Annotated in this window: 13 protein-coding genes; 3 read left to right on the forward strand and 10 right to left on the reverse strand. The window is 75.1% G+C overall.

What is annotated here, in order from left to right; translation table 11 throughout:
• Positions 1–69: 69 nt before the first annotated feature.
• Entirely contained in the window at positions 70–4,023 is a 3,954-nt protein-coding gene (gene eccCa, locus ACN261_RS03835; protein ID WP_421483969.1) for a type VII secretion protein EccCa, read from the reverse strand.
• 184 nt (positions 4,024–4,207) lie between these two features.
• Between eccCa and eccD the strand changes: the two genes are divergently transcribed.
• Together eccD and eccB are read left to right on the forward strand one after the other, a co-directional pair.
• Positions 4,208–5,617, forward strand: a complete 1,410-nt coding sequence (eccD, locus tag ACN261_RS03840) for a type VII secretion integral membrane protein EccD (RefSeq protein ID WP_425848435.1) — start codon at positions 4,208–4,210, stop codon at positions 5,615–5,617.
• A gap of 7 nt (positions 5,618–5,624) precedes the next feature.
• On the forward strand, positions 5,625–7,001 hold the full coding sequence (gene eccB, locus ACN261_RS03845; protein ID WP_425848436.1) for a type VII secretion protein EccB: 1,377 nt from the start codon (positions 5,625–5,627) through the stop codon (positions 6,999–7,001).
• A 40-nt stretch (positions 7,002–7,041) separates the two neighbouring features.
• Here eccB and ACN261_RS03850 read toward each other — a convergent pair whose 3' ends face one another.
• Genes ACN261_RS03850 through ACN261_RS03860 form a run of 3 tightly spaced genes read right to left on the reverse strand, consistent with a single transcriptional unit; the run spans position 7,042 to position 10,350 of the window.
• A complete protein-coding gene (locus tag ACN261_RS03850) occupies positions 7,042–8,418 on the reverse strand; it encodes a S8 family serine peptidase (RefSeq protein WP_425848438.1) in 1,377 nt (458 codons plus the stop codon).
• Positions 8,419–8,437: 19 nt separating this feature from the next.
• On the reverse strand, positions 8,438–9,418 hold the full coding sequence (locus ACN261_RS03855) for an SMI1/KNR4 family protein (protein WP_425848441.1): 981 nt from the start codon (positions 9,416–9,418) through the stop codon (positions 8,438–8,440).
• Positions 9,415–10,350 carry an SseB family protein gene (locus ACN261_RS03860; protein WP_425848443.1) on the reverse strand — a complete coding sequence of 312 codons (936 nt, stop codon included), beginning with the start codon at positions 10,348–10,350 and terminating at the stop codon, positions 9,415–9,417. The genes ACN261_RS03855 and ACN261_RS03860 overlap by 4 nt, the downstream gene beginning before the upstream one ends.
• Before the next feature lie 128 nt (positions 10,351–10,478).
• On the opposite strand from ACN261_RS03860, the gene ACN261_RS03865 reads away from it, so the two are divergent.
• Positions 10,479–10,949 carry a hypothetical protein gene (locus tag ACN261_RS03865; RefSeq protein WP_421483975.1) on the forward strand — a complete coding sequence of 157 codons (471 nt, stop codon included), beginning with the start codon at positions 10,479–10,481 and terminating at the stop codon, positions 10,947–10,949.
• A gap of 18 nt (positions 10,950–10,967) precedes the next feature.
• On the opposite strand, the gene ACN261_RS03870 is transcribed toward ACN261_RS03865, so the two are convergent.
• The 6 genes from ACN261_RS03870 to ACN261_RS03895 all read right to left on the reverse strand — a co-directional run bounded on the left by ACN261_RS03870 (position 10,968) and on the right by ACN261_RS03895 (position 24,125).
• Positions 10,968–11,516, reverse strand: coding sequence for a hypothetical protein (locus ACN261_RS03870; protein ID WP_421483976.1), 549 nt, complete (start codon positions 11,514–11,516; stop codon positions 10,968–10,970).
• Entirely contained in the window at positions 11,513–12,073 is a 561-nt protein-coding gene (locus ACN261_RS03875; protein WP_425848445.1) for a hypothetical protein, read from the reverse strand. The genes ACN261_RS03870 and ACN261_RS03875 overlap by 4 nt, the downstream gene beginning before the upstream one ends.
• On the reverse strand, positions 12,070–12,300 hold the full coding sequence (locus tag ACN261_RS03880; protein ID WP_357929746.1) for a hypothetical protein: 231 nt from the start codon (positions 12,298–12,300) through the stop codon (positions 12,070–12,072). Before ACN261_RS03880 ends, ACN261_RS03875 begins: the two co-directional genes overlap by 4 nt.
• Positions 12,301–12,406: 106 nt before the next feature.
• Positions 12,407–13,069 carry a hypothetical protein gene (locus tag ACN261_RS03885; protein ID WP_425848447.1) on the reverse strand — a complete coding sequence of 221 codons (663 nt, stop codon included), beginning with the start codon at positions 13,067–13,069 and terminating at the stop codon, positions 12,407–12,409.
• Positions 13,070–13,089: 20 nt separating this feature from the next.
• On the reverse strand, positions 13,090–13,761 hold the full coding sequence (locus ACN261_RS03890; protein ID WP_425848449.1) for a hypothetical protein: 672 nt from the start codon (positions 13,759–13,761) through the stop codon (positions 13,090–13,092).
• A gap of 98 nt (positions 13,762–13,859) precedes the next feature.
• Positions 13,860–24,125, reverse strand: coding sequence for a hypothetical protein (locus ACN261_RS03895; protein WP_425848451.1), 10,266 nt, complete (start codon positions 24,123–24,125; stop codon positions 13,860–13,862).
• Positions 24,126–24,146: the final 21 nt, after the last annotated feature.

Raw genomic sequence — 24,146 nt, forward strand, 5'->3', positions numbered from 1 at the left:
CACCGCCATATCGGCCCCATTGGGTCGATCATGGAACCCGACGCGCACCGGGCGGGTAGGCCGGACGGGTCAGCTGACCTGGGGCGGCACCAGGGGGAGCTGGACGAGTTGGGCACCGTGCCGGCGGGTGAACAACCAGCCCCGGCCGGCGGGCAGCCGCTGCGGCTTGATCGTGCCGAACAGCGCGCCCTCCTCCCGTGGACCGGACATCATGATGCCCGGGGAGGCCAGTTCCCTGATCCGCCCGATCACCGGGTCGAACATGGCCCGCCCGGCACCGCCGATCCGCCGGGTCAGCACCAGGTGCAGGCCGATGTCGCGGGCCTGCGGCAGGTACTCCAGCAGCGGCGCGAGCGGGTTGAGCGCCGCCCCGGCGACCAGGTCGTAGTCGTCGACCAGCAGGTAGAGTTCCGGGCCCTTCCACCAGCTCCGGTCGCGCAGCTGCTCGGCGGTGACGTCCCGCCCCGGCAGCCGCTCCCCCATCACCGTGGCCACCTGCTTGACCAGGTCGGCGGTGACCTGCGGGGAGGTGCCGTAGCCGATCAGGTGCTCGGACTCCACCGCGCCGAGCAGGCTGCGCCGGAAGTCGACCAGGATGATCCGGGCCGCCGCCGGGTCGTTGCCCTCGACGATGCTGCGGGCCAGCCCGCGCAGGAACGTGCTCTTGCCGCACTCGACGTCGCCGAAGAGCAGCAGGTGCGGTTCGGCGGTGAAGTCGAGGCGTACCGGCTGGAGGTCGGTCTCGGCGATGCCGATCGGGATCACCCCGCCCTGTGCGGCGGGCAGCGCCTCGTAGGGCAGCTCGGCGGGGAGCAGCCGGACGGCCGGGGCACCCGCCGACGTCCAGTGCTGCTGCACCCGCTTGACCAGGTCGGCCAGCGCGTCCGGCAGGTCGTCGACCACCGGCCGGCCGTCGAGGCGGGGCAGGCCGGCGAGGAAGTGCAGGCCGTCGGGGGTCAGCCCGTGGCCGTGCTGCTCCGGCACGTTCACCGCGGCCCGCCGGTTGATCACCGAGTCGGCGGGCTCGCCGAGGCGCAGCTCGACCTTCGCGCCGAACATGTCCCGCACCGCCGGGCGGACGTCCATCCACCGGTTGGTGGCGGCCAGGAGGTGGATGCCGTAGCCGAGACCCCGGTTCGCCAGCTCGGTGACCAGGGGCTCCAGGTCCTCGAACTCGGCCCGCAGCGCCGCCCAGCCGTCCACCACCAGGAACACGTCACCGAACGGGTCCTCGGGGAACCGGCCCTCGCGGCGGGCCCGCCGGTAGGCCGCCGCGCCCTCCACCGCGTGCGTGGTGAACAACGCGTCCCGGGCCTGCATCAGCCCGTGCAGCTCGGCGATGGTCCGGCGGACCTTGTCCACCTCGCGCCGGCTCGCCACCCCGCCGACGTGCGGCAGGCCGGCGAGCGCGGCCAGGGTGCCGCCGCCGAAGTCGAGGCAGTAGAACTGCGCCTCGCGCGGGGTGTTGCCCAACGCCAGGCTGGTGACCAGGGTACGCAGCAGGTTGCTCTTGCCGGTCTGCGGTGCACCTACCACCATCACGTTGCCGGCCGCCCCGGCCAGGTCCAGCCAGAGCGGGTCGCGGCGCTGCTCCAGCGGCTTGTCGACGATGCCGGCCACGCCGTGCAGCGCGCCGTGCCGGTCCTCGGCGGCGATCGTCAGGCCCCGCACCGGGGACACCAGCACCGGTGGCAGCAGCGCGTCGAGGGTGGGGGGCTCCTCCAGCGGCGGCAACCAGACCTGGTGGGCGGCCGGCCCGTACCCCTCCATCCGGGCCACCAGCACGTCGAGCAGGCTCTCCCCGACGTGCTCGTCGACCGGGGTCTGCGTCGGCTCGTCAGGCGCGTCGTCGGTGGCGAGCGGGACGTAGTCGGTGGTGTAGTCGCGGACCGGGTCGATCAGCCGGCCGCCGACGGTGGGCACCCCGCCGTGCTGCCGCACCGCCCCCGAGACGTACGCGGCCTTGAACCGGATCAGCCCCTCGGTGCCGGCCTTCAGGTAGCCGTGCCCCGGTGAGCGGGGCAGCTCGTACGCGTCGGCCACCCCGAGCACCGCCCGGGACTCCATCGAGGAGAACGTGCGCAACCCCAGCCGGTACGACAGGTGCGTCTCCAGGCCGCGCAGCCGCCCCTCCTCCAGCCGCTGCGAGGCCAGCAGCAGGTGCATGCCCAGCGACCGGCCCACCCGGCCGATCTGCACGAACATGTCGATGAAGTCCGGTCGGGCGCTGAGCAGCTCGCTGAACTCGTCCACCACGATCAGCAGGCTGGGCAGCGGGGCGAGCGGCACCCCGGCCGCGCGGGCCCGCTCGTAGTCGCGCTGCGAGGCGTAGTTGCCGGCCCGGCGCAGCAGCTCCTGGCGGCGGGTGATCTCGCCCTGGATCGCGCCGAGCATCCGGTCGACCAGGAACAGCTCGTCGGCCAGGTTGGTGATCACGGCGCTGGTGTGCGGCAGCCGGTCCAGCGCGGCGAACGTCGCACCGCCCTTGAAGTCGACGAGCACCAGGTTGAGGATCTCCGGGCTGTGCGTGACGGTCAGCGCCAGCACCAGCGTCCGCAGCAGCTCGCTCTTGCCGGAGCCGGTCGCGCCGACGAGCAGCCCGTGCGGGCCCATCCCCTCCTGGGCGGACTCCTTGAGATCCAGCTCGATCGGCCGGCCGTTCTCGTTGACCCCGATCGGCACCCGCAGCCGGCTGCGGTTGGGGCGGCTGCCCCAGGCGTCGGTCAGGTCCAGCTCGTAGGGGTCGCCGAGGCCGAGCAGGTCCGCCAGGCCCAGGTCGGTGGCGACGGCCGGCTGGTCGGCGTACGAGGCGGCGGACAGCCGCAGCGGCGACAGCTCCCGGGCCAGCACCTCGGCCCGTGCCGGATCGAGCGTGTCGGCCCGGCCGACCCGGGTGGTGCCGTCCATCGTGGTGCCCGAGATGGTGCCGTCGTCGGCGACGTCGAGCACCACCGAGGTCTCGTCGAGCAGGCGCGGCGGCCGGCCGGTGAGGTCCAGCAGGGTCACCCCGGCGACGCCGCCCTCGGTCATCAGGTGGTCGGAGCCGGCGACCTGCCCGCCGTCGACCACCACCAGCACGTACGGCGCGACCGCCGCCGTCGCCGTCGGATCGAAGCGGGGCCGGTTGGCCAGCACGTCGACGAGCATCGCCTCCAGCGCCACCACGGTCGGGGCGAACAGCCGGATCGGGCCGACCGCGTCGAGCTTCGTCGGGTGCTGGGCGTGCGGCAGCCACTTCGCCCACTCCCACCCGGACCGCCGGTCCGGGTCGACGCAGAGCGCGACCAGCAGGTCGTCGGGGGCGTGGAAGGTGGTCAACTGGGCCACCACCGCACGGACCAGCCCCCGGACGGCGTCGTCGGCCCCGCGCAGGTAGACGTGGGAGAAGTCGCGCAGGGCGATCGCCACCGGCAGGTCGGGCACCACCGAGTAGGTGGCGACGAACCGGCGCAGCGCCACCGCGCACAGCGGCTCCAGCTCGTCCACCGGGCGGGTCTGCGGCGGGATCAGCGGGGTGGCGACCTCCTGCGGGCCGAGGCCGATGCGGACCACGCTGAAGTCGGCGTCACCCCGGCGACGTTCCCAGAGCCGGCCACTGGTCACGGTGGACCAGAGCGAGTCCGGGTCGGGGTGCCGGTAGTGGATGGCCTCCCGCTGCTGGCGTACGGTCGCGCGGACCTGGGCGCGCAGCTGGGCGAGGCGGCGCATGTACTGCCGGCGGGCCTCGATCATCTCGCGTTTGCCGGGGCCGGTCTGGTTGACCGCCATCACGGCGATCATGCCGAGGATGGAGATCCCGTACATGCCGCCGACCACATAGGTCATCACCCCGCCGCGCTGCATGCCCATCATCAGGCCCATCGCCGCGGCACCCGCTGCCATCGGCAGGATCATCAGCATCCGGGTCCAGCCCCGGCCACCGGCCGCCGGCACCTCGGGCGGCGGGTCGAGGAGCACCTCACCGGTCGGCAGCGGGGGCGCCGGCCGGCGGGGTGGACGCTTGACGACCACCAACGACGACATCTCCCCCGTACCTCCCACCACTCAGGTCTACGGCGGCCCACTCTATCGACCGGTCGCCCCTGGCAGGGACCGCCGTCCGCGCTCGGACGGCCACCCGGCGGGCGGTGCGACCGTGCTACTTTGACCGCCGCGGCGGGCCCAGCAGACGCCGCGCGAACGCGTGGCACACGGGGAGGTGACCAGCGTGACGGCCCCGGGCGGTCTCAGTCTGGCCAGGGTGACCATCGCCGCCCCCCAGCGGCGGATGGACGTGGCGTTGCCCAACGGCATGCTCGTCGGGGAACTCCTGCCGCACCTGCTCCGGCACGCCGGGGAGGGCCTCGGCGACGTCGGCGAACAGCAGGGCGGGTGGGTGTTGCGCCGGGCCACCGGCACCCTGCTGGAGGCCACCCGCAACCTCGCCGTGCAGGGCGTCCGCGACGGCGAGCTGCTGCACCTCACGCCCGGCCGCGACGAGTGGCCCGAGCTGGCGTACGACGACGTGGTCGAGGTGATCGCCAGCGGCGCGCGGCGCACCGGTCGATCGTGGAGCGACGACGCCACCCGGCGGGCCGGGCTGGCGGTCACCGCCGCCCTGCTCGGGTTCGGGCTGGTCGCGCTGCTCGCGGTCGGTGCGCCGTGGCGTACCCCGGGGCTGCTGGCGCTGGGGGTCGCGGCACTGCTGGCGGTCGCCGGCCCGGTGCTGTCGCGGGCCGTGCCCGACGCCACCGCCGGGGCCGTGGTGGCCGCCGCCGGCCTGCCGTACGCGCTGCTCGGCGGGGCGCTGCTCGGCGCACCGGACGGTGCCCGGCTGGTCGACCTGGGGGCACCGAGCCTGCTGCTCGGCTCCGCCGCGCTGCTGGTCTTCGGCATCGTCGGCTACGTGGCGGTGGGCGGGGTGCAGCGGCTGTTCATGGCCGGGGTGGCGGCCGGGCTCACCGGCGTGCTGGCCGCGCTGCTCTGCTACGGCGGGGTCTCCCCCGCCGGTGCGGCGGCGGCGACGCTGACCACGGTGATCGGCCTGCTGCCCGGTTATCCGCTGATCGCCGGCTGGTTGGGCAGGCTGCCGGTGCCGGAGCTGCCCGACCGGCCGGAGGAGATCCTGAAGGACCGGCCGGTGCCCGAGCGGGCGAAGGTCTTCGTGACCGTGGCACGGGCCACCGAACTGCTCACCGGGATGCTGCTGTCCGCCTCGGTCTGCGGCGCGCTGGCCATCGCGTTCCTGCTGACCGGGGACCGTACCCCGGCCGGCGCGCTGCTGGCGCTCTGCGGCGCCGGCGCGCTGCTGTTGCGGGGGCGGCTCTTCCCCACCGCCGCGCAGCGGGTGCCGCTGCTGGTCAGCGGCCTGCTGGGGCTGTCGTCGCTGGCCGTCGCCGCGCTGCTGGGCACCGCGCCGGGTGGCGGCCGGGTGCTCGTCTGGCTCGGTGTGGTCGCCGCGGCGGCGCTGACGCTGGTCGCCGGTCTGGTCTACAGTCGACGCCGGCCGTCGCCCTACCTGGGCCGGGCCGCCGACATCGCCGACGTGATCGCCATCATGGCGCTGATCCCGCTGGCCTGCGCGGTCATCGGCCTGTTCGGGGCGATCCGGGGGATGTTCGCCTCGATCGGCGGGTGAGACGACGATGACGACGCGACGGGACCAGCTCCAGTCGTACCAGTTCATGACCCAGCGGGTGATGTCCGCGTTCGTGATGCGCGAGACCGATCCGCAGCAGTCGCCGCTGCGTCGGGGCATCGGCGCGCTCTTCGGTGGGCTGATGGTCGCCGTCCTGGTCGCCGCCGGGGTGGGCATCTACGGGCTGCTCACCAAGGTCGGTGGGAACAGTTGGCGGCAGCCCGGCGCGGTGGTGGTCGAGAAGGAGAGCGGCGCGACCTACATCTACCTGGACGGACGGCTGCACCCGACGCTCAACTACGCGTCGGCGCTGCTGGCCGCCGGCCGCCCCGGCACCCCGGTGGTACGCGTCTCCGCCAGCACCCTCGGCACGGTCCCGCGCGGGGTGACGATGGGCATCCCGAACGCCCCCGCCTCGTTGCCGGCCGCGAACCGGCGGGCCGGTCTGCCGTGGACGGTCTGCTCCACCCCGACGACCGACGACACCGGCCGCACCACCGACACGGTGACCCTGGCGTTGGCCGCCCGGCCGGCCGGTGGGCGGGGCGTCGGCGACGACGGGCTGCTCGTCAAGGACGCCACGCTGGGCATGAACTACCTGGTCTGGCACGGCCGCCGGCACCTGGTGCAGGGTTCCCGGGTGGTCGTGCCCGCCCTGTTCGGGGCGGTCACCCCGACCCCCGTCGGCACCGCCTGGTTGAACGCGCTGCCCGCCGGGGTCGATCTCGCCGCGCTGCCCGTCGCCGACCGGGGGAAACCCTCCCGGGAGGTGTCCGGACGACGCAACGGCGACGTGCTGGTCACCCAGACCGCCTCCGGCCCGCAGCACTACCTGGTGCTCGCCGACGGGGTCGCCCCGGTCACCCCGGTGCAGCAGGCGATCCAGGCCGGACAGTCGGGGCGGCAACCCGTCCCGGTCGCCGTCTCCGACGTCACCTCGCTGCCGAAGAGCCAGCAGGTCCCCCGCCCGCCGGACCGGGGCCAGCCGCCCGCCACCCCGCCGAAGCTGCTCGGCCCCGAGCCGGGGCAGCAGATCTGCGCCGCCACCACCGACGCCGGCACCCCGCCGGAGTTGACCGTGGGCGGCGCGTTGCCCGACGCGGACCGGGCCGCGCCGACCGGTTCCGTGTCCCCCGACGGCATCCCGCTGGCCGACCGGATCGCCGCCCCCGCCGGTCGGGTCACCGTGCTGCGGCTACTCGGCAGCCCCGGGGCGTACAGCATCGTCACCGACCTGGGCATCCGGTACCCGGTGCCGTCCGCCGAGGCGTTGCGCCTGCTCGGCTACCCGGCCCAGGGGGCGCTGACGGTGCCGCCGAGCCTGACCATGCTGGTCCCGACCGGTCCCACCCTGGACCCCCTGGCCGCGGTCCGCCCCGCGTAGATCACCACCGGCGGCTGACCGGGCCGTCGGCCGTGGTGGGTCAGCGGCCGGGCGTCGGATCGTCGAAGAGCTGCACCGGCGGGCCCGGTTCGGCCGGCGGCGTCGACTGGGCGGGTGCCGGCGCGACGGCCGCCCGCCACCGGCGACGCCGGACCCGGGGCAGCGTCAGCGCGACGGCGCACACCACCAGGACGGTGGCGAGGGCGAGCGCCGTGCCGGCCAGGGCGATCCGCCGGCTCTCCCGTACCGCCGGGTCGGGCCGGTCGTCGGCGGGCCGGAACCGGGGCAGCGGGGCCGGTCGGGCCTGCGGCAGCAACTGGTCGTTGACCGCCCCGTACGGGTTGACGGTGCCGTGGCCGTACTCGGTGTGGTCGGCACCGGGGACCGCCGTCACGGTCAGCAGCCGGACCAGTTCACTGCGCGGCGTTCCGGACCGCTTGGCGAGGGTCAGCGCCCCCGTACCGGCCACGAACCCGCAGGCCAGTGCGGTGCCGTCGGCCGCCTCGACCAGGCCGGCACCGCGCTGGGTGGTGGTCACCGCCACGCCCGGCGCGACCAGGTCCAGGTACGGCCCGTACTGCGACTTCGGCCAGCGCCGCCCGTCCGGGCCGATCGCCCCGACGGCGAGCACCTCCGGATAGCCGGCCGGATAGGACACCGGGTTGCCGTCCCCACCCCGGTCACCGCTGGCGGCCACCACCAGGACGCCCCGGTCGACGGCCCGTCGCACCGAGTTCCGCAGGGTCGCCGCGTCCCGGTCGGCGGCCACGGTCACCGCGACCACCCGGGCACCCCGGTCGACGGCCCAGTCGACGCCGCGGGCGAGCACCGCCGGGTCGACCGGGGCGGCACCGAACGCCCGGTCGTCGACCACCCGTACCGGCAGCACCCGGGCGCTCGGCGCGAGGCCCGCGAACGGCGAGCCGCCGGCCTGCCGGGCGACGATCAGCCCGGCCACCCGGGTGCCCTGCCCGGTGCAGTCGGTGTCGGCCGGGCCACTGCCCCGGACCGCGTCGAAGCCGCTGCCGACCCGCCCCCGCAACTGCGGGTGCTCGGCGTCCACCCCGGAGCCGAGCACCGCGACGGTCACCCCGGCCCCCTGGCTGAACGGCCACACCTGCTCGGGGGCGAGCACCTGCTGCGCCCAGGACGGCGTGCCGACCTGCCCGCCGGCCGGTGCGCAGTCGGGTGCCGCCGTGGCGGGCCGCACCGGGCCGACCAGGGCGGCGGCGACCAGCCCGACGACGAGCGCACCCGCCACCGGACGCCGTCCCGCCCGGGCCGGGCCACCAGCCGTGCTCCGACCCCGGTCCGGCCCGGTCGTCGGTGACGCTGCGGCCGGGCCGGCGTGGTCCGGGCGACCGCCCGCACCGACCTGGTCGTCCGGCTGCGGCCGGACCGGCGGGTACCCCGTCATGTGTTCCTCCGTCCCGGCCTCACGCCGCCGGCCGCCGGCGGGCGGGCGGCAGCGCCCGCCCGGTGCGCGCGTCGTCGACCCGACCGACCCGGCCCCCGGCCACCGCGTCGACGGCCAGCCCACGCAGCGACCCGGGCACCGCGCGCAGGGTGTGCCAGAACACGCCGAAGTTGTCGGCGCAGCGGTGCAGCAGCCGGTCGGCCACGTCGGCGGCGGTGTCGTCGTCACGGGCCCGGGGGTCGTCGTCGTCCCAGTACCAGACCGACCCCTCGTCGCCGCCGGCCACCCGGACGGCGAGCAGGCCGCCCTGCACGTGCCCGACGGCCAGGAAGTCGGCGGTGAACCGGTCGGTGAACCAGGCGTTGGCGTGGCACAGGTCCTGCATCCAGTCGGCCCGGACCACGCCGAACAGCGGCTGGTCGACCACGAACCCGAACCGGGGGTGCACGGCCGGCCAGTCCGGCCAGCCGCCGTTGGTGCGGGCCAGGAAGTCCCGGTAGCCGGCCGGCAGGGTGACGCCGAGCCGTTGCTCGACGCGGGCCACCGCCTGCGGGGTGAGCCGTTGCGCGAACCGCAGCGGCGGCGGGGTGGCGGCGTCCACCGGCAGGCCGCGCCGCCGGTGGTCGGCGTCGCCGGTGCTCACCCCGCCGCAGTGCCGCAGTGCCGCGTGCAGTTCCGCCGGCACCAGCGCGAGCCGCCGGCCACGCGCCAGGTGCGCCCAGACCCACCCCGCCGGGGTACGCCCCGACGCCTGCGGATCGGCCGGGTCCGGCACCGCCAGGTTGGCGGTGAGCACGTCCAGCACCCGGGCCTCGTCCACCCCGATGCCCGGCGGCAGCGGCGGCAGCTCGACCACCACCCGCGCGTACGGCGTCCAGTCGGGAAAGCCGTACGGGTCGACCGGCACCCCCTGCCGGTAGCGGACCCGCAGCATCGGCGCGACCGGGTGGGCCACCCCGAAGGCGTACCGGGCTGCGGGGATCGGCCCGGCCCCGCTCACCGGCCCCACCCGTGCGGGCCGGGGGCGGTCTCGTCGGGGGTGGGCCAGAGCAGGAGGAACGGGACCTGTTCGGCGGGGACGGTGACGCCGGCCGGGGAGTCCGGGTCGACGGCCAGGGCGTGCCCCGGCGGCCAGACGGTGAGCAGGGCCGCCATCGTGGCCCGCAGGCTCGGCGTGCCGTCCGGGTAGGCCCGCGCGAAACGTTCCGGGGCGGTGAACACCTCGATCACCGGCGTCTCCCCCGCGCCGACCGCACGCCACGGGAAGTCCGGGTCGACCAGCCGGGCCGGGTCGGACACCGGGGCGGCGGTGGGGAGCACCACCAGCGCGTCGAGCAGCGCGTCCAGGTAGCCGACGGAGTCGCCCCGCTCGGCCGCGTCCCGCAACAGCGCGGCGGTGTCCGGCCCGTCCGCCGGACCGGGGGCGGGGACCGGTGGGGCGAGCGCGGTCGCCGGGTCGTCCGGCCCGTCGGCCGTCGCGGCGGCGATCTCGTCGTCGGCCGCCGCCTCGGCCAGCTCGGTGAGCAGCTCCGCCCCGGCGGGCACGGTCAGCTCCCCGTCCGCCGCCGCCCGGACCGCCTCCACCGGCAGGTACGCGTCCAGCGGGGTGCCCGGGTTGACCGCCAGCCGCCAGCCGGCCACCGGCCACCGCTCGCACAGCTCGTCGTACCCGGTCACGGTGTACGCGTCGGCGACCCCGGCGACCTGCGGAACCATCGCCTCCAGCGAGGTGAACACGGGCAGGAACGGCGCTCCGAAGAGGTCCATCGTGACGAACCGTTGGCCGCCGTCGGCCGGGTCGTCGTCGCGCACCTGCGGGAGGAACAGCTCGGCCCGGGTGAGGATCCGGAAGAACCCGGAGCGGTCGTCGTCGCGCGCCGCGCGTAGCAACGCCCGTTCGGTGTCGTTGGCCGGCTGCCACGACTCGTCCACGACGGGTCTCCCTCCCTGCCCGGTGCCGACCTGAGCCTAGCGATGTCCCGCCGTCGGGCGGGACCCGCCGCGGGCGCACGCTAGGCTACGGTCCGGTCGCCGTCCGCCCACGTTCCGCAGGAGGTTCCATGCGACGTGTCGTCGCGGTCGCCGCCCTGGCCGCCACTGTGGCCGGTTGTTCCGCCGCCCCGTCGCCCGCCCCCGCACCGGCCCCGGTGGAGCACGTGGTCACGCTCACCGTCGAGGTGGTCGGCGGCGGGGGTGGACTGTTCGGGATGGCGGTCACCTGGGGGCACAGCAGGTTGGAGACACAGTCCGCCACCAGCCTGACCTGGGCCTGGTCCCACGCGGTGACGCTGCGTTATCCGGATGTCGAACGGGTGTGGGTGTCGGCGACGCCGCAGGTCCGCCCGGGGGTCGACGAGCGGTTGGCGTACGCCGGCGGGACCCCGACGTTGCACTGCACGATCCTGTTCGGCGACCGGCTCGTGCAGGACCAGAGCAGCATCTCCCCCACGTGCGAGGCGAACCTGTCGGCCACCGCACCGGCCGGCAGGGCCCCCACCCCCGCGCAGCGGTCGGGCGGTGCCGCCGACTGATCCTCCACCCCCGACGGCTCAGCCCAGCCGGCGCAGCGCCCCCACGTACGACGACCGCACCGCGACCAGCCGACCTGCCCGGAACCGGCCCGGTTCCCGCTGGTAGACCGTGCGGCCCAGCGTCGTCCAGACCGCCGTGAACGGCACCCGCGCCCCGCCGGGAGGCACGAACTTCACCACCTCGTCGAGCGCGGCGACGGCGGCGGTGAGCCGGACCCGGCACCGCCGACGGTCCGCCTCCGGCAGGGTCCGCGCCCCGGCCGGCACCCCCCGGGCGTGGTTCTCGGCCACCCACAGCCACTCCCCGGCGTCGATCAGCCGGGACGGCTCCGGGCCGCCGTACCGGAAGCCCTCCTCGACCTCGACGGGCCCGGCGGGCAGCCGGAACAGGAACTCCCGGGGCGTGCCGCACCCCTGGCACCCGCCGGTGTAGCGGCGGGCCAGGTCGCCGTCGGGCAGGGTGAGCACGGTGGAGGCGCGCGGGAAGCTCCCCTGCCCGCAGCCGCACGGTTGCAGGTCCATGTAGAGGTGGGCCTCGTGGAGGGAACGCGCGGCCAACGGGATCACGACGGGCTCCACGGCATGTGATCCAGGTGGAAGTCCCGGACGACCTCGATGCGGCGACGACGGAACCGTCCCGGTTCCCGGTCGTAGACCGTCCGTCCCCGGGCCGACCAGAACGCCGCCTCCGGCACCGCATCGCCGCCGTCGGGCAGGAACTTGTGGACCTCCTCCAGGGCGGCCACGGCGGTCCACCGCAGGTCCGCCGCCTCGGCGTCGTCGCCCTGCCGCTCGGCCACCGCCGCCGCCTCCCCGCACCAGTCGGCGACGAGCAGCCACTCACCGGGGTCGAGCAGGGCGGACGGCTGCGGGCCGCCGAACCGGGTGGTGGGGTGCGGGCCGGCGTCGGCGGGCGTCGTCCGCCCCTCGGGCAGGGCGAAGAGGAACTCGCGCTGCTCCTGGCATTCGGCGCACCGACCGGAGTACCGGTAGGCCGGTCGGCTCCCCTGCGTCGTCGCCGTCCCGGTCCAGGCGGCCTCCATCGACCCGCACCGGGTGCACGGATGCAACTCCAGGTAGAGGTCGGCCTCGTCCCGGCTCCGGACGGCGGGCAGCAGGCTCATTCGGCGTCCCGGTAGTGACCGGTGTCCGGGTCGAGGCCCATGATCTCCCGGGCCTGGCGCATGTACTCGCGCTGCGCCTGCGCCGACGGGGACCGGCGCTGCGCCGAGTCGGCACCCTCGGGGGTGAAGTCGACGTCGTCCACCCGGTGTGTGGCCTGCCACCGGGCGTGCAGTTCGGCCAACTCCCGCAGCCGGCGTTGCCGCTCCGGATCGACGTTCATCGCCATCGGGTCACCTCCGGACACCGGCCGCCGGCGGGCGAACCGCTCGCCCGGACCAGTGACCGTGGCTGGTCTCTGCGGGCCGGTACGCCGCACGCGGCACCACCACCCGTCACGGCAGCGGACGCTCCACCCGCTCGGCGACGGTCTCCCGGGTCCAGGTCGCCGCCCGGTCCGGCCCGCCCGTCACCGTCCACCGGTACACATCGACCGCGGAGCGGATCTCCAACAGGTAATGGTTGTGCGAGAAGAACCGCAAGGTCCAGCCCCCGTCCGGGTCCGGCACGAACGTCGGTCGCGTCACCGCCGGAGCGTCAGGCACCGCCAGCACCCGGGTGAAGTGGTCGGGGTCGCGGACCAGCCAACCGGCGCGGGTGCCCTCGGTCACCGAGAAGGGGCGTACCACCGGGCCGTCGATTTCCCACGCCGAATACAGCTCGCCGAACAGCTCCGCGTAGGCCAGCGGGTCCAGCCCGGCTCCCACCCGGCGACCCAGTTCACCCATCACCTCGGGCCGGTTGAGATGCAGCGTCCCGCCCGACGCGGTGAGGAGCAGGGCATGGGTGACGAATATCGGCTGCCGCGCGGCCACCACCCGGACCGCGTCGGCCACCCACTGCTCGTCGGCGACCGCCCACCGCGCCGGGCGGGCCAGGTAGCGGAAGTGGGCGGTCCGCACGGTCACCGACTCCGGACCGACCCACACCCGCTCGGTGGATTCGCCCGGCTCCAGCACGTACCGCTGGAGCGCCTCGGTCGTCCGCTCCGTGTCCACCAGCAACCTCCCTGTCGGTGTCACCCCGGGCCCGGGCCGGGTGGTACGGGCGTCCACAGCAGGGCCGCGCCCGCCAGCGCCGCCCGCTGGTACGGCGGCAGCGGTTCACCGGCCCAGAAGGTCTCCACCTGCGGGGCCTCCTCATCCTCCTCGGCGAGGGCGCGCTGAGCATCGTAGGTGATGTCCCAGGCCCGCATCCCAGGGCCCAACTCGGCAAGGCAGACCCGCCGCTCCACCGGTGGGCCGTCAGCCGCCGACCGCCACGCCCGCCAGATACCCCGGACACCGGGATGACGGGAGACACTCACCACGAACCGGGTGTCGGGCCAGTCGGTCAGCTCGTAGGCCAGATCAGCGAGGTGACCGAGCCGGGCCGGCAACCCGGTGGGGTCCTCCGGGTCGACACCGGTCAGGTCCAACGGGTTCGGCAGCCGGTTCCCGGCGCGCTCGACGACCGCTGTCCGCGCCGGCAGGAAACGGAAGGCGTCCGCCGACGGCGTCTCCTCGGAGACCGGCACCTCGTCGTACAACTGGGGCTCACCCCCCGGCACATCCAGCGTGCGCAGGACCCGGCCCAGCAGCTCCCGGTCCGCAGCGGAGATCGGTACGGCGTACTGCACCGTCGCCACCGACACCGCATCCGGAAGGTGCCGCAGATCCCCGTCGCCGAGGAGTTTTCGCAGCTGGGTCACCACTTCGTCCGGGAACCGCCCCGCCAGCCGCAACAGCATGCGGTGTACGGCGGCGAAGAGGTCGTCCGCCTCATCCCATACAGGACTATCGATCACTGTCAGGTCTCTTCCATGATGATTATCGTGCAGTTGTCCTGGAACTCGGGAGGCAACCGGGCCCGTACCTGTTCCTCGAGGTCAGGATCGGACGTCCGACGCGTCCGCGAGCGTGGGGGAAAGACCGCCTCCTCATCGACGGCGAAGGACGAGAACACCGATATGTCGCGGGCCTGCTGCCCGGTGAGCCGGTAGACCACCAGGATCCTCCCGCCCGAGGCGGGGTTCTCGGCCATGAACCGTACCGCCACGTCGAGGCGGCGACTGACGCTGAGGAACTCCCGCGCCCTACCGGTCGGCAGCCAGGAGTTGCCATAGATCGGGGAGTACACCGGGGTGATCCAGTCACCTCGATAGGCGACCACCGGCCGGTCCGGACTACCGACGGCGGGCAACTGCATCATCGCGTCGTGCACCATGTCAGCGTGCCACCGCACCTCGTCGAACAACCGGGGTGACACCGAGCGGAGCCGACCGGTGAGGTCGTCCCAGGCCCTGTCGAGCGCCTGGGCGGCCCGGACCCGCTCGACGGCGCTCTGGGCGCCCGGCTGTTCCCGCGCCCGCTGCCTGGCCGCCGCCATCCGCCGTTGCGCCTGCACCCACCGCGCGGCCGGGCCACTGAGCGGCGAGCGTGCGGTGAGGTGACCCGGCCCCTCGTGTACCACCGAACGGAGCAGCAACGGCAACGGCAACGCCTTGGTGCCGGCAGCGATATTGCCCAGGTAGTTCCTGACGAGTTCGTCGACCTTCCGGTCGAACACCTCCTTCGTCGGTCGCTCCGCCACCCCACCGGTGAACAGGTGGGTACGGATCACGTTGTTGATCAGGTAGTGGCTGTGTCGGGTGTAGACGGCCAGCGCCATGACGTGGGGCTTCGACAGCCGCTGACCCAGACTGCGCACGGCTGCGGTGTCGGCCGGGTCGATGCCGTTGCGCCGCAGCCAACCGGCGAGGTCGGCGTCACGCACCCGGCCGCTGTCCAGTTGGGGCCACAGCCGGTCCGCGATCGCCGGGACCTTGTGCCGGGTCTCCGAGAAACCGTGCGGGTCGACGGCATGATCCAGGTAACGGGCCTCGTGGGGGAAGAGCCCGTCCACCGTCACCTCGGCCCGCAGCGTGGGCAGGTCGACGTCGGGCAGGCTGCGGTAGAGGTCCACCGCCGTCAGGCGGCTGTCGGGCGGGCGCAGCTCCACCCGCTTGATACCGGCGATCTCCGCTCCGCGCAGGATCTCGAAGAGCGAATGGTCCCGGGCCGGCAGCATCCAGCCCATCAGGCCGCTCAGGAACCGCTCGGTCTGCAGGCCGTCGAGCCCCACGAACCGGGCGGCGGTGAGCATCCGGGCGGTGGTGCCGGAGACCCCGTCGATGACCGGGAAGCCGTCCCGGCCCACCCAGCGGGCCCACGGCCCATGGTCGGTGTCGTGCGCGGTTGCCCCCTCACGCCACGGCAGCAGGCTGTGGTCGCCGAGCGGAGCGCCGGCCTTCTCCCGGTTCACCTGGTCGACGTACGCTCGTTCGAGCCGACCGAGCGGAGTCCCCAGCCGGGCATAGTGGTCGGGGGTGTTGGCCAGGGCCAGCTGTTCGTCATCCGAGCGGGGCCGGCGGGGGGACTGACTCGCCGTCATCTCGGCCAGGTCCCGGATGCCGTGCTCCGAGTTCCTCGCCACGTTGCCGGTGGCGAAGAAGTCCCGGCCGAACTTCAGTCTGTCCCGCAGTGGGTCCGGCATCAGCCGGTTCACCGTACCGTCGAGCAGGTCCCCCATCCGACGGACCGCCGCCACGTCGACGCCCGCGTCCCGGGCCTGCTCCCACCGGCCCCCGTCGAGCACCGACAGCAGCGCGTGGGACAGGGTGTACGGGTTCTTCCAGTTGCAGTAGGCCGCGTTGTAGAAGGCGGTCATCGTCTCCCGGAGGTTACCCTCGGCGAGCAGCCGATCGAAGCTGACCGAGGTGCCCACCTGACCGGCGCTGTCGGGCGCGTCGTCCCGGAAGAAGGCGCTCTCCACCCGGGCGACCACCTCGGCGCGGGTCTCCCCCGGGTGCGCCGGCCCGGTCAGTGCCACCAGGATGTCCCGCATCCGGGTCAGCGCCGTCCGTACCGTTTCCTGCACCTGCGGGTCGCGGAAGTAGTGCGCCCCCAACCGCTGCTCGAACCGGGTCGCCTCCGTGGACCAGCGGGGATCGTGCAGGAACCGCGCGAACTCGAACGGCACCCGGCTGATCCGGGCCGGATAGGTCGCCGGGGCCAGGTCACCCGTGGGCTTCGCCGGGTGGACCGCCTCCGGCGGCAGCACGTCACCGTCGCGGACACTCCCCGACGGGCCGCCGCCGGCGGGACCGGCACGCCCGTCCGGTGGGCCCTCCCGACCCAGCAGCGCGTCCCGGCCGGCGTCGCTGAGCCGCCCGTCGAGCAGCCTCAGCCGGGCCGCCGCCCCCGGATCGTCCGGATGCAGGCCGAGATGGTCGCGCAGGGCCCGCAGTTCGGCGCGGGCGTACGTCGCCTGCGCCGGGTCACGCAGCAGGTCGGCCAGCACCTCCACCTCGGCCAGCCGGCCCAGGTCGTGCGGGCTGGGACCGGTGCCGTCGGCCAGCACGCCCGGGGTGAGCGCATCCGGCGTGAACGGGTCCAGCCCACCGGCGGCCCGCTGCCTGATCGCCGCCAGCTCGGCCGCCTCGTGAGCGACGGCCCGTGCCACGTTGATGTCGGCAGCCCGGTCGGACAGCTCGATCCGCCAGCCGCCCCCCTCCGGTGGCACGGTGCCGTGCGGCAGGTCCCGGCCGTCGGCGTCGACCGGCACCGACCGGGCCACCGCGCCGTCGGGCAGGGCGTCCGCCGGCACGGCGGTCAGGTCCAGCCGTACGCCGCGCAGGGTGCCGTCCGCCGGCAACCGGTCCATCAGCAGGCGCAACGCCTCGTCGCCGAGTCGACGTACCAGTTCCGGCGCAGCCACCTCCCGGCCGTACCCGTGGAACTGCGCGTCGGGCACCCGGGCGGCGGTGACCGGCGCAGGGCCGTCCCCGCGGAGCAGTCCGTGGATCGCCGACGGGTCGGGCACCCGGGGCAGCCCGGCGGTGTACGCCGACCGGGGGTGCAGCGGGCCGGTGTCGCTGATCGACTTGACGCCCTTCCAGTCGGCACCCAGCAGGGCCCGCTTGCCGATCCAGGAGGCGTCCCGCCCCCGGTGGTGCTCCCCCCAGCCGGCCTGGCTGATCTCGAACGGCGTCGGGTACCGGCCGCTGCCGAAGGGGTGGCTGCGGGCCCGGTCCAGGATCTCCCGTCCCGCCTCCCGCTGCCGGTACGCCTCGGTGAGCACCTGCTCCGGGTCGCTGGTGCCGTAGCGTGCCCGGAGCCGGTCGACGTCGACGGGGCCGTCGCCGTCGGCTGCCCGCCGGGCCGACGCGATGTCGACGTCCACCGCACGCAGCTCATGTCGGAGCCGATCGAGCACGCCCTCGGCCCGGTGCCCGGTGTTCGGTGCCCAGTCGAATCCGTCGCGCGCCCACGCGTACCCGCCGACGGTGGAGGCGGCGTGCACCTCGACCCGTTCGACGCCGGAGTACCGGTACCAGTCGGTGAGATGGCCGTTCCACTCCCGGGCGAAGCCCTGCCCCTGGACCCGTTCGCTGAGCTTCAGCGAGACGTGCTCGACGAAGAGGCTGCCGTCGTGGTCACGGTGGAAGGACCGCACCACCCGACCGACGGGCACGCCGTCCGGATCGTGCACGGCGGCCCGGACGACGACCTCGTCGCGGTGCACACTGACGCTGTACGGGTCGTCCAGGTCCACCCGGACGCGCAGCCCGGCGAACTCGCGCCCGTCGAGCTGGTCGGCGAACTCCCGGCGGACGGCGTCACCCCAGGTGTCGGCCTCCTCCCGGCTGCCGGGGATCAGCTCGTCGAGCGAGGGACGCCGGTCCTCCCGCCGCCACGGCGGGTCGGACCAGATCTCGTCGTTGCGGGTGGGCTCCCGCCCGTCGGCCGGTGTCGCCCCGTCCGCCTGCGGCACCTGCTCCAGCTCGTGCACGGGGTAGCCGCGTCGGGCCAGGTCGGCGTCGAGCCGGTGGAGGTCCTCCCGGAGCCGGGCCCGGTCGATCGGGTCGGTCGCCGCCCGCAGCTCGTCGACGACGCACCGGCGCTCGGTCAGCCCGAGCAGGGTCCGTGCATCCGGGACCACCGCGTCGACCGCCCCGCGCCCCGCACCCGGCTGGCCTGCCGAGCGGGCCGGCTCCGGAGCGGGCCAGCCCGGCCCCGGTTCCGGTGCCCACGCCCGGTGGTCCGCAGCCCGCGCCGGAGGCGACCACGATCCGACGGTCCCCTCGCCCGGTCCACCCGGTCGCGGCGTCCCCGCTTCGGGGGTGACCGGCCGGGGTTCCACTCCCCGCTCCGGCGCGAGCGGGGTCGGGTCGGCCCCGCCGAGGAGGCCGGTGATCCGGTGCAGGGCCCGACCCAGCACTCCCGGGCGACGCCCCGGCCCCGGCTGCGCCGGCTGTCCGGCCGCCGGCCGGTCCGCCGGGCCACCGTCGCGTGCCGGCCCCCACTCGGCGAGCGGTGGCGCACCGGGGTCGGAGCGGGGTGGGGCCGACACGTCCGGGGCGGCCGGACGGTCGCGGAGCGCGGGCAGCGACCGTCCCGACTGCTCCTGTCCGATCGCGTCGAGGTCGAGGCCGTACCGGTCGGCGATCTCCCGGCTCAGCGGGCCGTGGAAGGCACCGCCACGACGCTCGCCGGGGATCGGATGGTTCGCCTCGGCGATGGCCAGGCGGGCCCGTTCCACGATCTGCGCGACAGGTTGGTCGACCGTCCGGTCGAGCAGTTCCCGGGGCAGGACGGCCCGCTCGGCCGGATCCAGCACGTACCGGTCGAGGACGTAGTCCCGCATCTGCTGCGGGGTCCAGTCGGCCATCTCCTGGTAGGCGTCACTGCGGGGTAGACGGGGGTCCCCTGCGTGGTCGGCGACGCGGAAGCCGGCCAGCCCCCGGAGGAAGTGCTGCTGGACGGCGAACGCCTGGAACTCGCCTTCGAACCGGAACGGCACCAGCACCTGCGCCGCGATGTCGTCGCCGTGGCGTCCTTCGGCGACTCCCTGGGCCAGGACGTCGCCCACCACGTCGGGGCTGGGCTGGAGCCGGTGCATGCTCTCGTGCACGACGGTCGCGGCCACCGCGCTGATCGGTCGGTTGGTGGCGCCGTCGCGGGGGTCGACATAGAGGATCTCGGTCCGGGTGTCGAAACCGCCGCGCGCCGGCCCGCGGATCCACGCGTCCAGCTCCGGGGGACGCAGCTCCGGTGGGAGCAGCGCCTCGACGCTCTCCGGGTCCTTGGGGATCAGCCGGTCGAAGGTGTCGGCCGCGTGCCGCTCGAAGGCCGGTCCGAGCACGTCGCCGATCTTCGCCACCGCGATCGCCTGGTCGATGGCGTGGAACCGGTGGGTGACCGGGTCCACGCTGACCACCCGGTGGGCCATCTCGACGGAGTTGAGCGGGTCCACCCCGTCCAGGTCCCGCCAGCCCGGGTCGGCGTGTTCCCCGCCCCGGGAGAAGTCCCGCCAGTCGCGGTAGCGGTCGGCGTACCCGTCGACCGCCCGGCTCAGCGCGCGTACCTCCCGGACGACGTCACCGAGCGGGCCGCCGTCGCGGGCCCGGTCGGCGGCCGCCTGCAACCGGTCGGCCTGCCCGGCGACCGCGTCGAGGTCGGCGATCCGGCGGGCCACCGTCGCCTCCGGGTACCGGCCGAGCAGGTTCTCCTTCGCCCTGTCCACCAGCTCGTGCACCTGCTCGGGCAGCTCCGCGCCGGTCCGGGGGCGGTGCGCCGGGAAGTTGCCGCTCGGCGCGAGTTCCTGGCTGATCGGCAACTCGTCGCCCACCCGTGGCGACCCGTCCGACGGCATGGCAGCATCCGGCACGGCGGCGGGCGGCACGGCATCCGGGCCGACGGTCCTGGGCGCGGCGGTGTCCGGGGGCACGGGCCCCGGCCGGGCGGTGTCCGGGGGCACGGACCTCGGCCCGGCGGTGTCCGGGGGCACGGACCTCGGCGCGGTGCCTTCCGGAACGGCGGGTCTCGGTTCGGCGGTGTCCGGGAGGGCCGGCCCCGGGGCGGGGGCGGGTGGTGCGGCGTTCGGGTCGGCCGGGGTCCGCTGGGTGACCAGCGCGGTCGTCTCCGCGCGCAGCCGGGCCACCACGGCGTCGATCTCCGCCTGACTGCGGGGCAGGTAGGAGCCGTCCCCCTGGCGCACCGCCAGGTGTTCCCGGGCCCAGTCGCGCAGCTGCGCGGGGGTCGTCGGGTCGTCGGCGAGCAGGCCGCGCACCGTGTCCGGGGTGAGTGGCCGGGGTGGTGCCGGCGCTGGGGCGGTGGCGTCCCGGAAGCTGACCGCGTCGGCGTCCAGCACCTGCGGGTCGGGTCGAACCGGTGCCTCCAGCGCCGCAAGCGCCGGCTCCGGCACCGTCCGCGCCGGTCCGGGTCGCGTCGGCCCGTCCGGCGTCGTCGCCCCGTCCCGGCCCCCTTCCGGTACGCCGTCCACCGGCGTCCCGGCCCGCCCGGGCTCGACCGGGCGGTCGAGCACCTGGTGGATCTCGTGGTGCAGGGTGCGCCAGGCGTCGCCGAGTTGCCGGTCGACGAAGGCGGCCCGCGCGGCCGGATCGGCCGGCAGGTGCTCCGGCAACACGACCCCGGCCGGGTCCCGCTGCACCCACTGCCCGTGCTCGACCGTCATCCCCGGCCGCAGCACCACCGGCTGCCCGGGTGGTAGCGCCGAGTTGACCTGGAGTACCACCCCGACGCGCAGCCCGTCCGGGTACTCGACGGTGAGCAGGCGGGACGACTCGTCCCAGCTCGCCCGGTACGGCTGGTCGACCGGGCCGGCGTCCCGGCCGGCCAGCAGCTCCCCGACGTGCCCGTCGAACGTCGACCGCACCGCCTCGGGCAGCGGCACCGACGGCCCGACCGGGTGCGTCCCGGCCGGCACCAGCTCGGCCGGGACGTCTCCCTGCGCTACGCCGCGTAGCTGCCCCCCGGCGGCCAGTTCGCCGTCTCGGCCTGCATCCGCAGGATCTTGCCGTACGCCTTCCTGTACTGCATGTCCGCCGGCCCGTCCAGCACCTGGCCCTCCCGGGACGCCTTCTGGATGACCAGCCGACGGTCCTTCTCCGGGTAGCCGAAGCTGTACTCGACCTCCCGACTGTCCTCCCGGACCATTTCGAAGTCCACCAGAATCGCCATCACCGGTTCTCCTCGGCCACGAGTTGTCCAGGTCCTCTCCGGTCCGGCCGGGCGCGACCCGCTCCCAATTGAACAGGCTCTGGGCGTACGCGTGGGCATCCGGGTAGGTGGCGTCCGGGTGCACCAGCAGGTAGCCCGACTCGGCCAGCTCGTGCTCCAGCAGGACCAGGTCGGGTTCGAGCGGGCGGCCCTCCCGCAGCCTGATCCACGCCTCCGCGATGTCCTCGTCCGCGTCGAAGCGTCGGCGGACCCAGCCGTCCGGGTAGTCCCGCAGCACGTGCTCGTCGACCATGAGGTGCTGTTTCACCCGGGCGATCTCGGCGTGGGTGAACCCTGTCGTGCCGCCGGGGCGGGCGACGGTGGCGAGGTTCGCCGCGATGTCCGCGACGTCCCCCGGGTCGGCCCGGAACCGGTCGTAGGCCCGGTCCGCCCATTCCATCGCCCGCAGCTCGTCGCGGGGACGGATCGAGGCTCCGGTCTGGGCGTCCTGCCCGTCGGGCCCCCGGTTCTCCGCCCCGCGGTCCTCGGGGGGCGGGTCCTGCGGGGGGCGGTCGGTGACCGGGTGGCCGTCGGGCGGGGGGTGGTCCGGGCGGGGCTCTGCCCTGTTCATCCCGGTCGGGTGGGTGGCCAGCCCGGTCCGGTCGGCACCGGTGGCCGCCGGGTGGTCCCGGAGGCTGGTCGCCGGTGGGTCGGCTCGGCCGGCCGGCAACGGGGGTGGCGCGTCGTCAGGGTCCCGGCGGACCGAGTCGGCGTCCCGCCCGCCCGGCTCGACGTCCCGGTGTCCCGGCTGGGGACCACGCCGGACGGGCTCGCCCTCGCGCCCGACCTCGTGACGTCCCGGCTCGGCGTCGGGACGGACCGGGTCGACGTCGGACCGGACCGGACCCGCGTCACGGCCGGGCGGACCCGCGTCACGGCCGGGCGGACCCGCGTCACGGCCGGGCGGACCCGAGTCACGGCTGCCGTGGTCCAGGTCGCGAGCAGGCGACGGTCCGTCGGGGCGGATGGGAGCGCCGTCGCCGGGTCCACGCGGCGGCGCGGTGTCGGCAGGTGTCGGCCGGGTCACCGGGTCACCGGCCGTCCGCCCGCCGGCCGGCGGGGTCGACTCCCCCGCCAGCCGGTCGCCACCCGGGCGGGACCACTCCCCCGACGTCCGCTCGCCCCCGAACCGCGCCGGGTCGGCAGGCGGGCGGGGCTGGTCGAGAGACGGACGGGCCGGATCGGCCGGGCGGGTCCCCGCCTCCGTGGTCCGCACCGGTGCGGGGTGGGCGGGCTGGCGCGGGCCGCCGCCGTCCCCGGTGCCACCCGCCAGGTCGGTGCGTTGCGGTAGGTCGGCCGGGGGCAGCTCGGGTCGCGGCGGGTGCGGGCCACCCGGGCCGCCGGGGGTGGGCCCGTCGCCGTCGACCACCGTCGGGTCGGGTGACCGGACGCCGTCGCGGGCGAGCACGGTGCCGTCGGCGGCGATCGCCCCACCGTCGAGCCGTTGGCCGTCGCCGTCGACGTGGGCCCAGACCGCGCCCCGCTCGCTGTAGGTGACCCGCAGGCCGGCGGCCCGGTCGACGGCGGCCATCCCCTCGGGAAGCACCATCACGTCGCGCCCGATCCGCAGGTTCATCCCGCCGACCCGGACGGTGTCCAGTTTGTTCTGCACACCGAAGACGACGCCGGCCTTGGCCCCCTCCGCGCCGCCGTGCAGCATGTTCTGCAGGTCGAACTTCCCCTGCGCGGCATCGGTCGCGCCGGTCACCAGGGCGCCGGTGACCCCACCGCCGATGACGTGGCCGGGGATGCCGCCGAACATCGACGCCCCGAACAGCCCACCCTGGACGGTGGAGACGCCGAGCTGGCCGAGGTCGAGACCGGACCGTTCGCCACCGGCGATCTGGTACATCTGGCCCAGCAGGTTGCCGCCGCCCATGAACGCCGCCCCGAACGCCACCCGCTGGCCCAGGTACTTCGTCAGTTCCCGGCCGAAGGTGGTGGTGGCGATCTCGCGGGTCGCGTACTGGCTCAGGGTGGCCCGGCTGAGCTGCTCGAACGCCTCGGTGCCGGCAAGCCGTACGCCACCACGGGCGGCGAGGTCGGTGCCGACCCGGGCACCGAACTTGCGTAGCAGCTGTTCCTCGATCTCCCGGGCGAGCTGGTTGCGGGCGGCGAGCAGGCTGCGCCCGGCCAGCCGGCGGGACTCCAGCCCGGCCTCCCGGCCGAGTTGACGCAGCAGTTCCCGGTTGGTGACGCCACGTAGCCACTGACCGGCCATCCGGTCGGCGACCGACCGGGCGATGACGTTGCGCGGCAGGGTGTTGCGGGCGAGGGTGCCGGCGCCCTGCCGGATCACGGTCGGCAGGGTCTGCCTGACGAAGGTGGGGACCTGGGTCCGCGCGAAGCGCGGCAGCTGGGTGGTGACCAGCCGGGGGACCTGGGTACGGACCAGGTTCGGCAACTGGGTCCGCACCAGGGTCGGCAGCGTACGGGTCAGCAGCGCGGTCACCTCGGCGAGGGCGGCGCGGACGGAGATGCTGCCGATGGCCCGTACCGCGTTGGTGGCGGCGGCCCCGATCGCGGCGCGGCACGCGGCGAACGCCCCCGGGATGCCGGCGGTGGACAGGCCGAGCGACGGGATGGCGGCGGCGACCAGCATGAACAGTGAGACGGCGAGCATGATCAGGCCGAGCAGGGCCATGAACTTCATCAGCTCGATCTGGAGACCGAAGCTCTGTACCGCCTCCTCCATGGAGGCGAGGGTGTCGACCGTGCCGGCGAGCGACTCCAGGTAGGCGAGCCATTCCCGGGCGAACACCTCGGCGGCCCCGTCGCCGCTCCAGTTGGTCAGGATGCCGTCGGCGGCGTGCACCGCCTCCTCGTAGAAAGCGGCGAGTTCCTGCGTCGCGGCGCCCCAGGCGTCGGAGAGCTCGTAGACGGCGTCGATGTCCGACTCGGGGATCTTGCCGATGAGGATCTCACCGACGGTGGAGCGGACGCCCGGGATGGCGGCTTCGAGGTCGGAGAACCACTCCAGGATCTCGGCGAGGGCGTGGTCACTCTCGCTCACGCGGGGTCCTCCGCGGCATCG

This window comes from Micromonospora sp. WMMD723, from assembly GCF_049863385.1.
GTDB classification, from domain to species: Bacteria; Actinomycetota; Actinomycetes; order Mycobacteriales; family Micromonosporaceae; genus Micromonospora; species Micromonospora wenchangensis.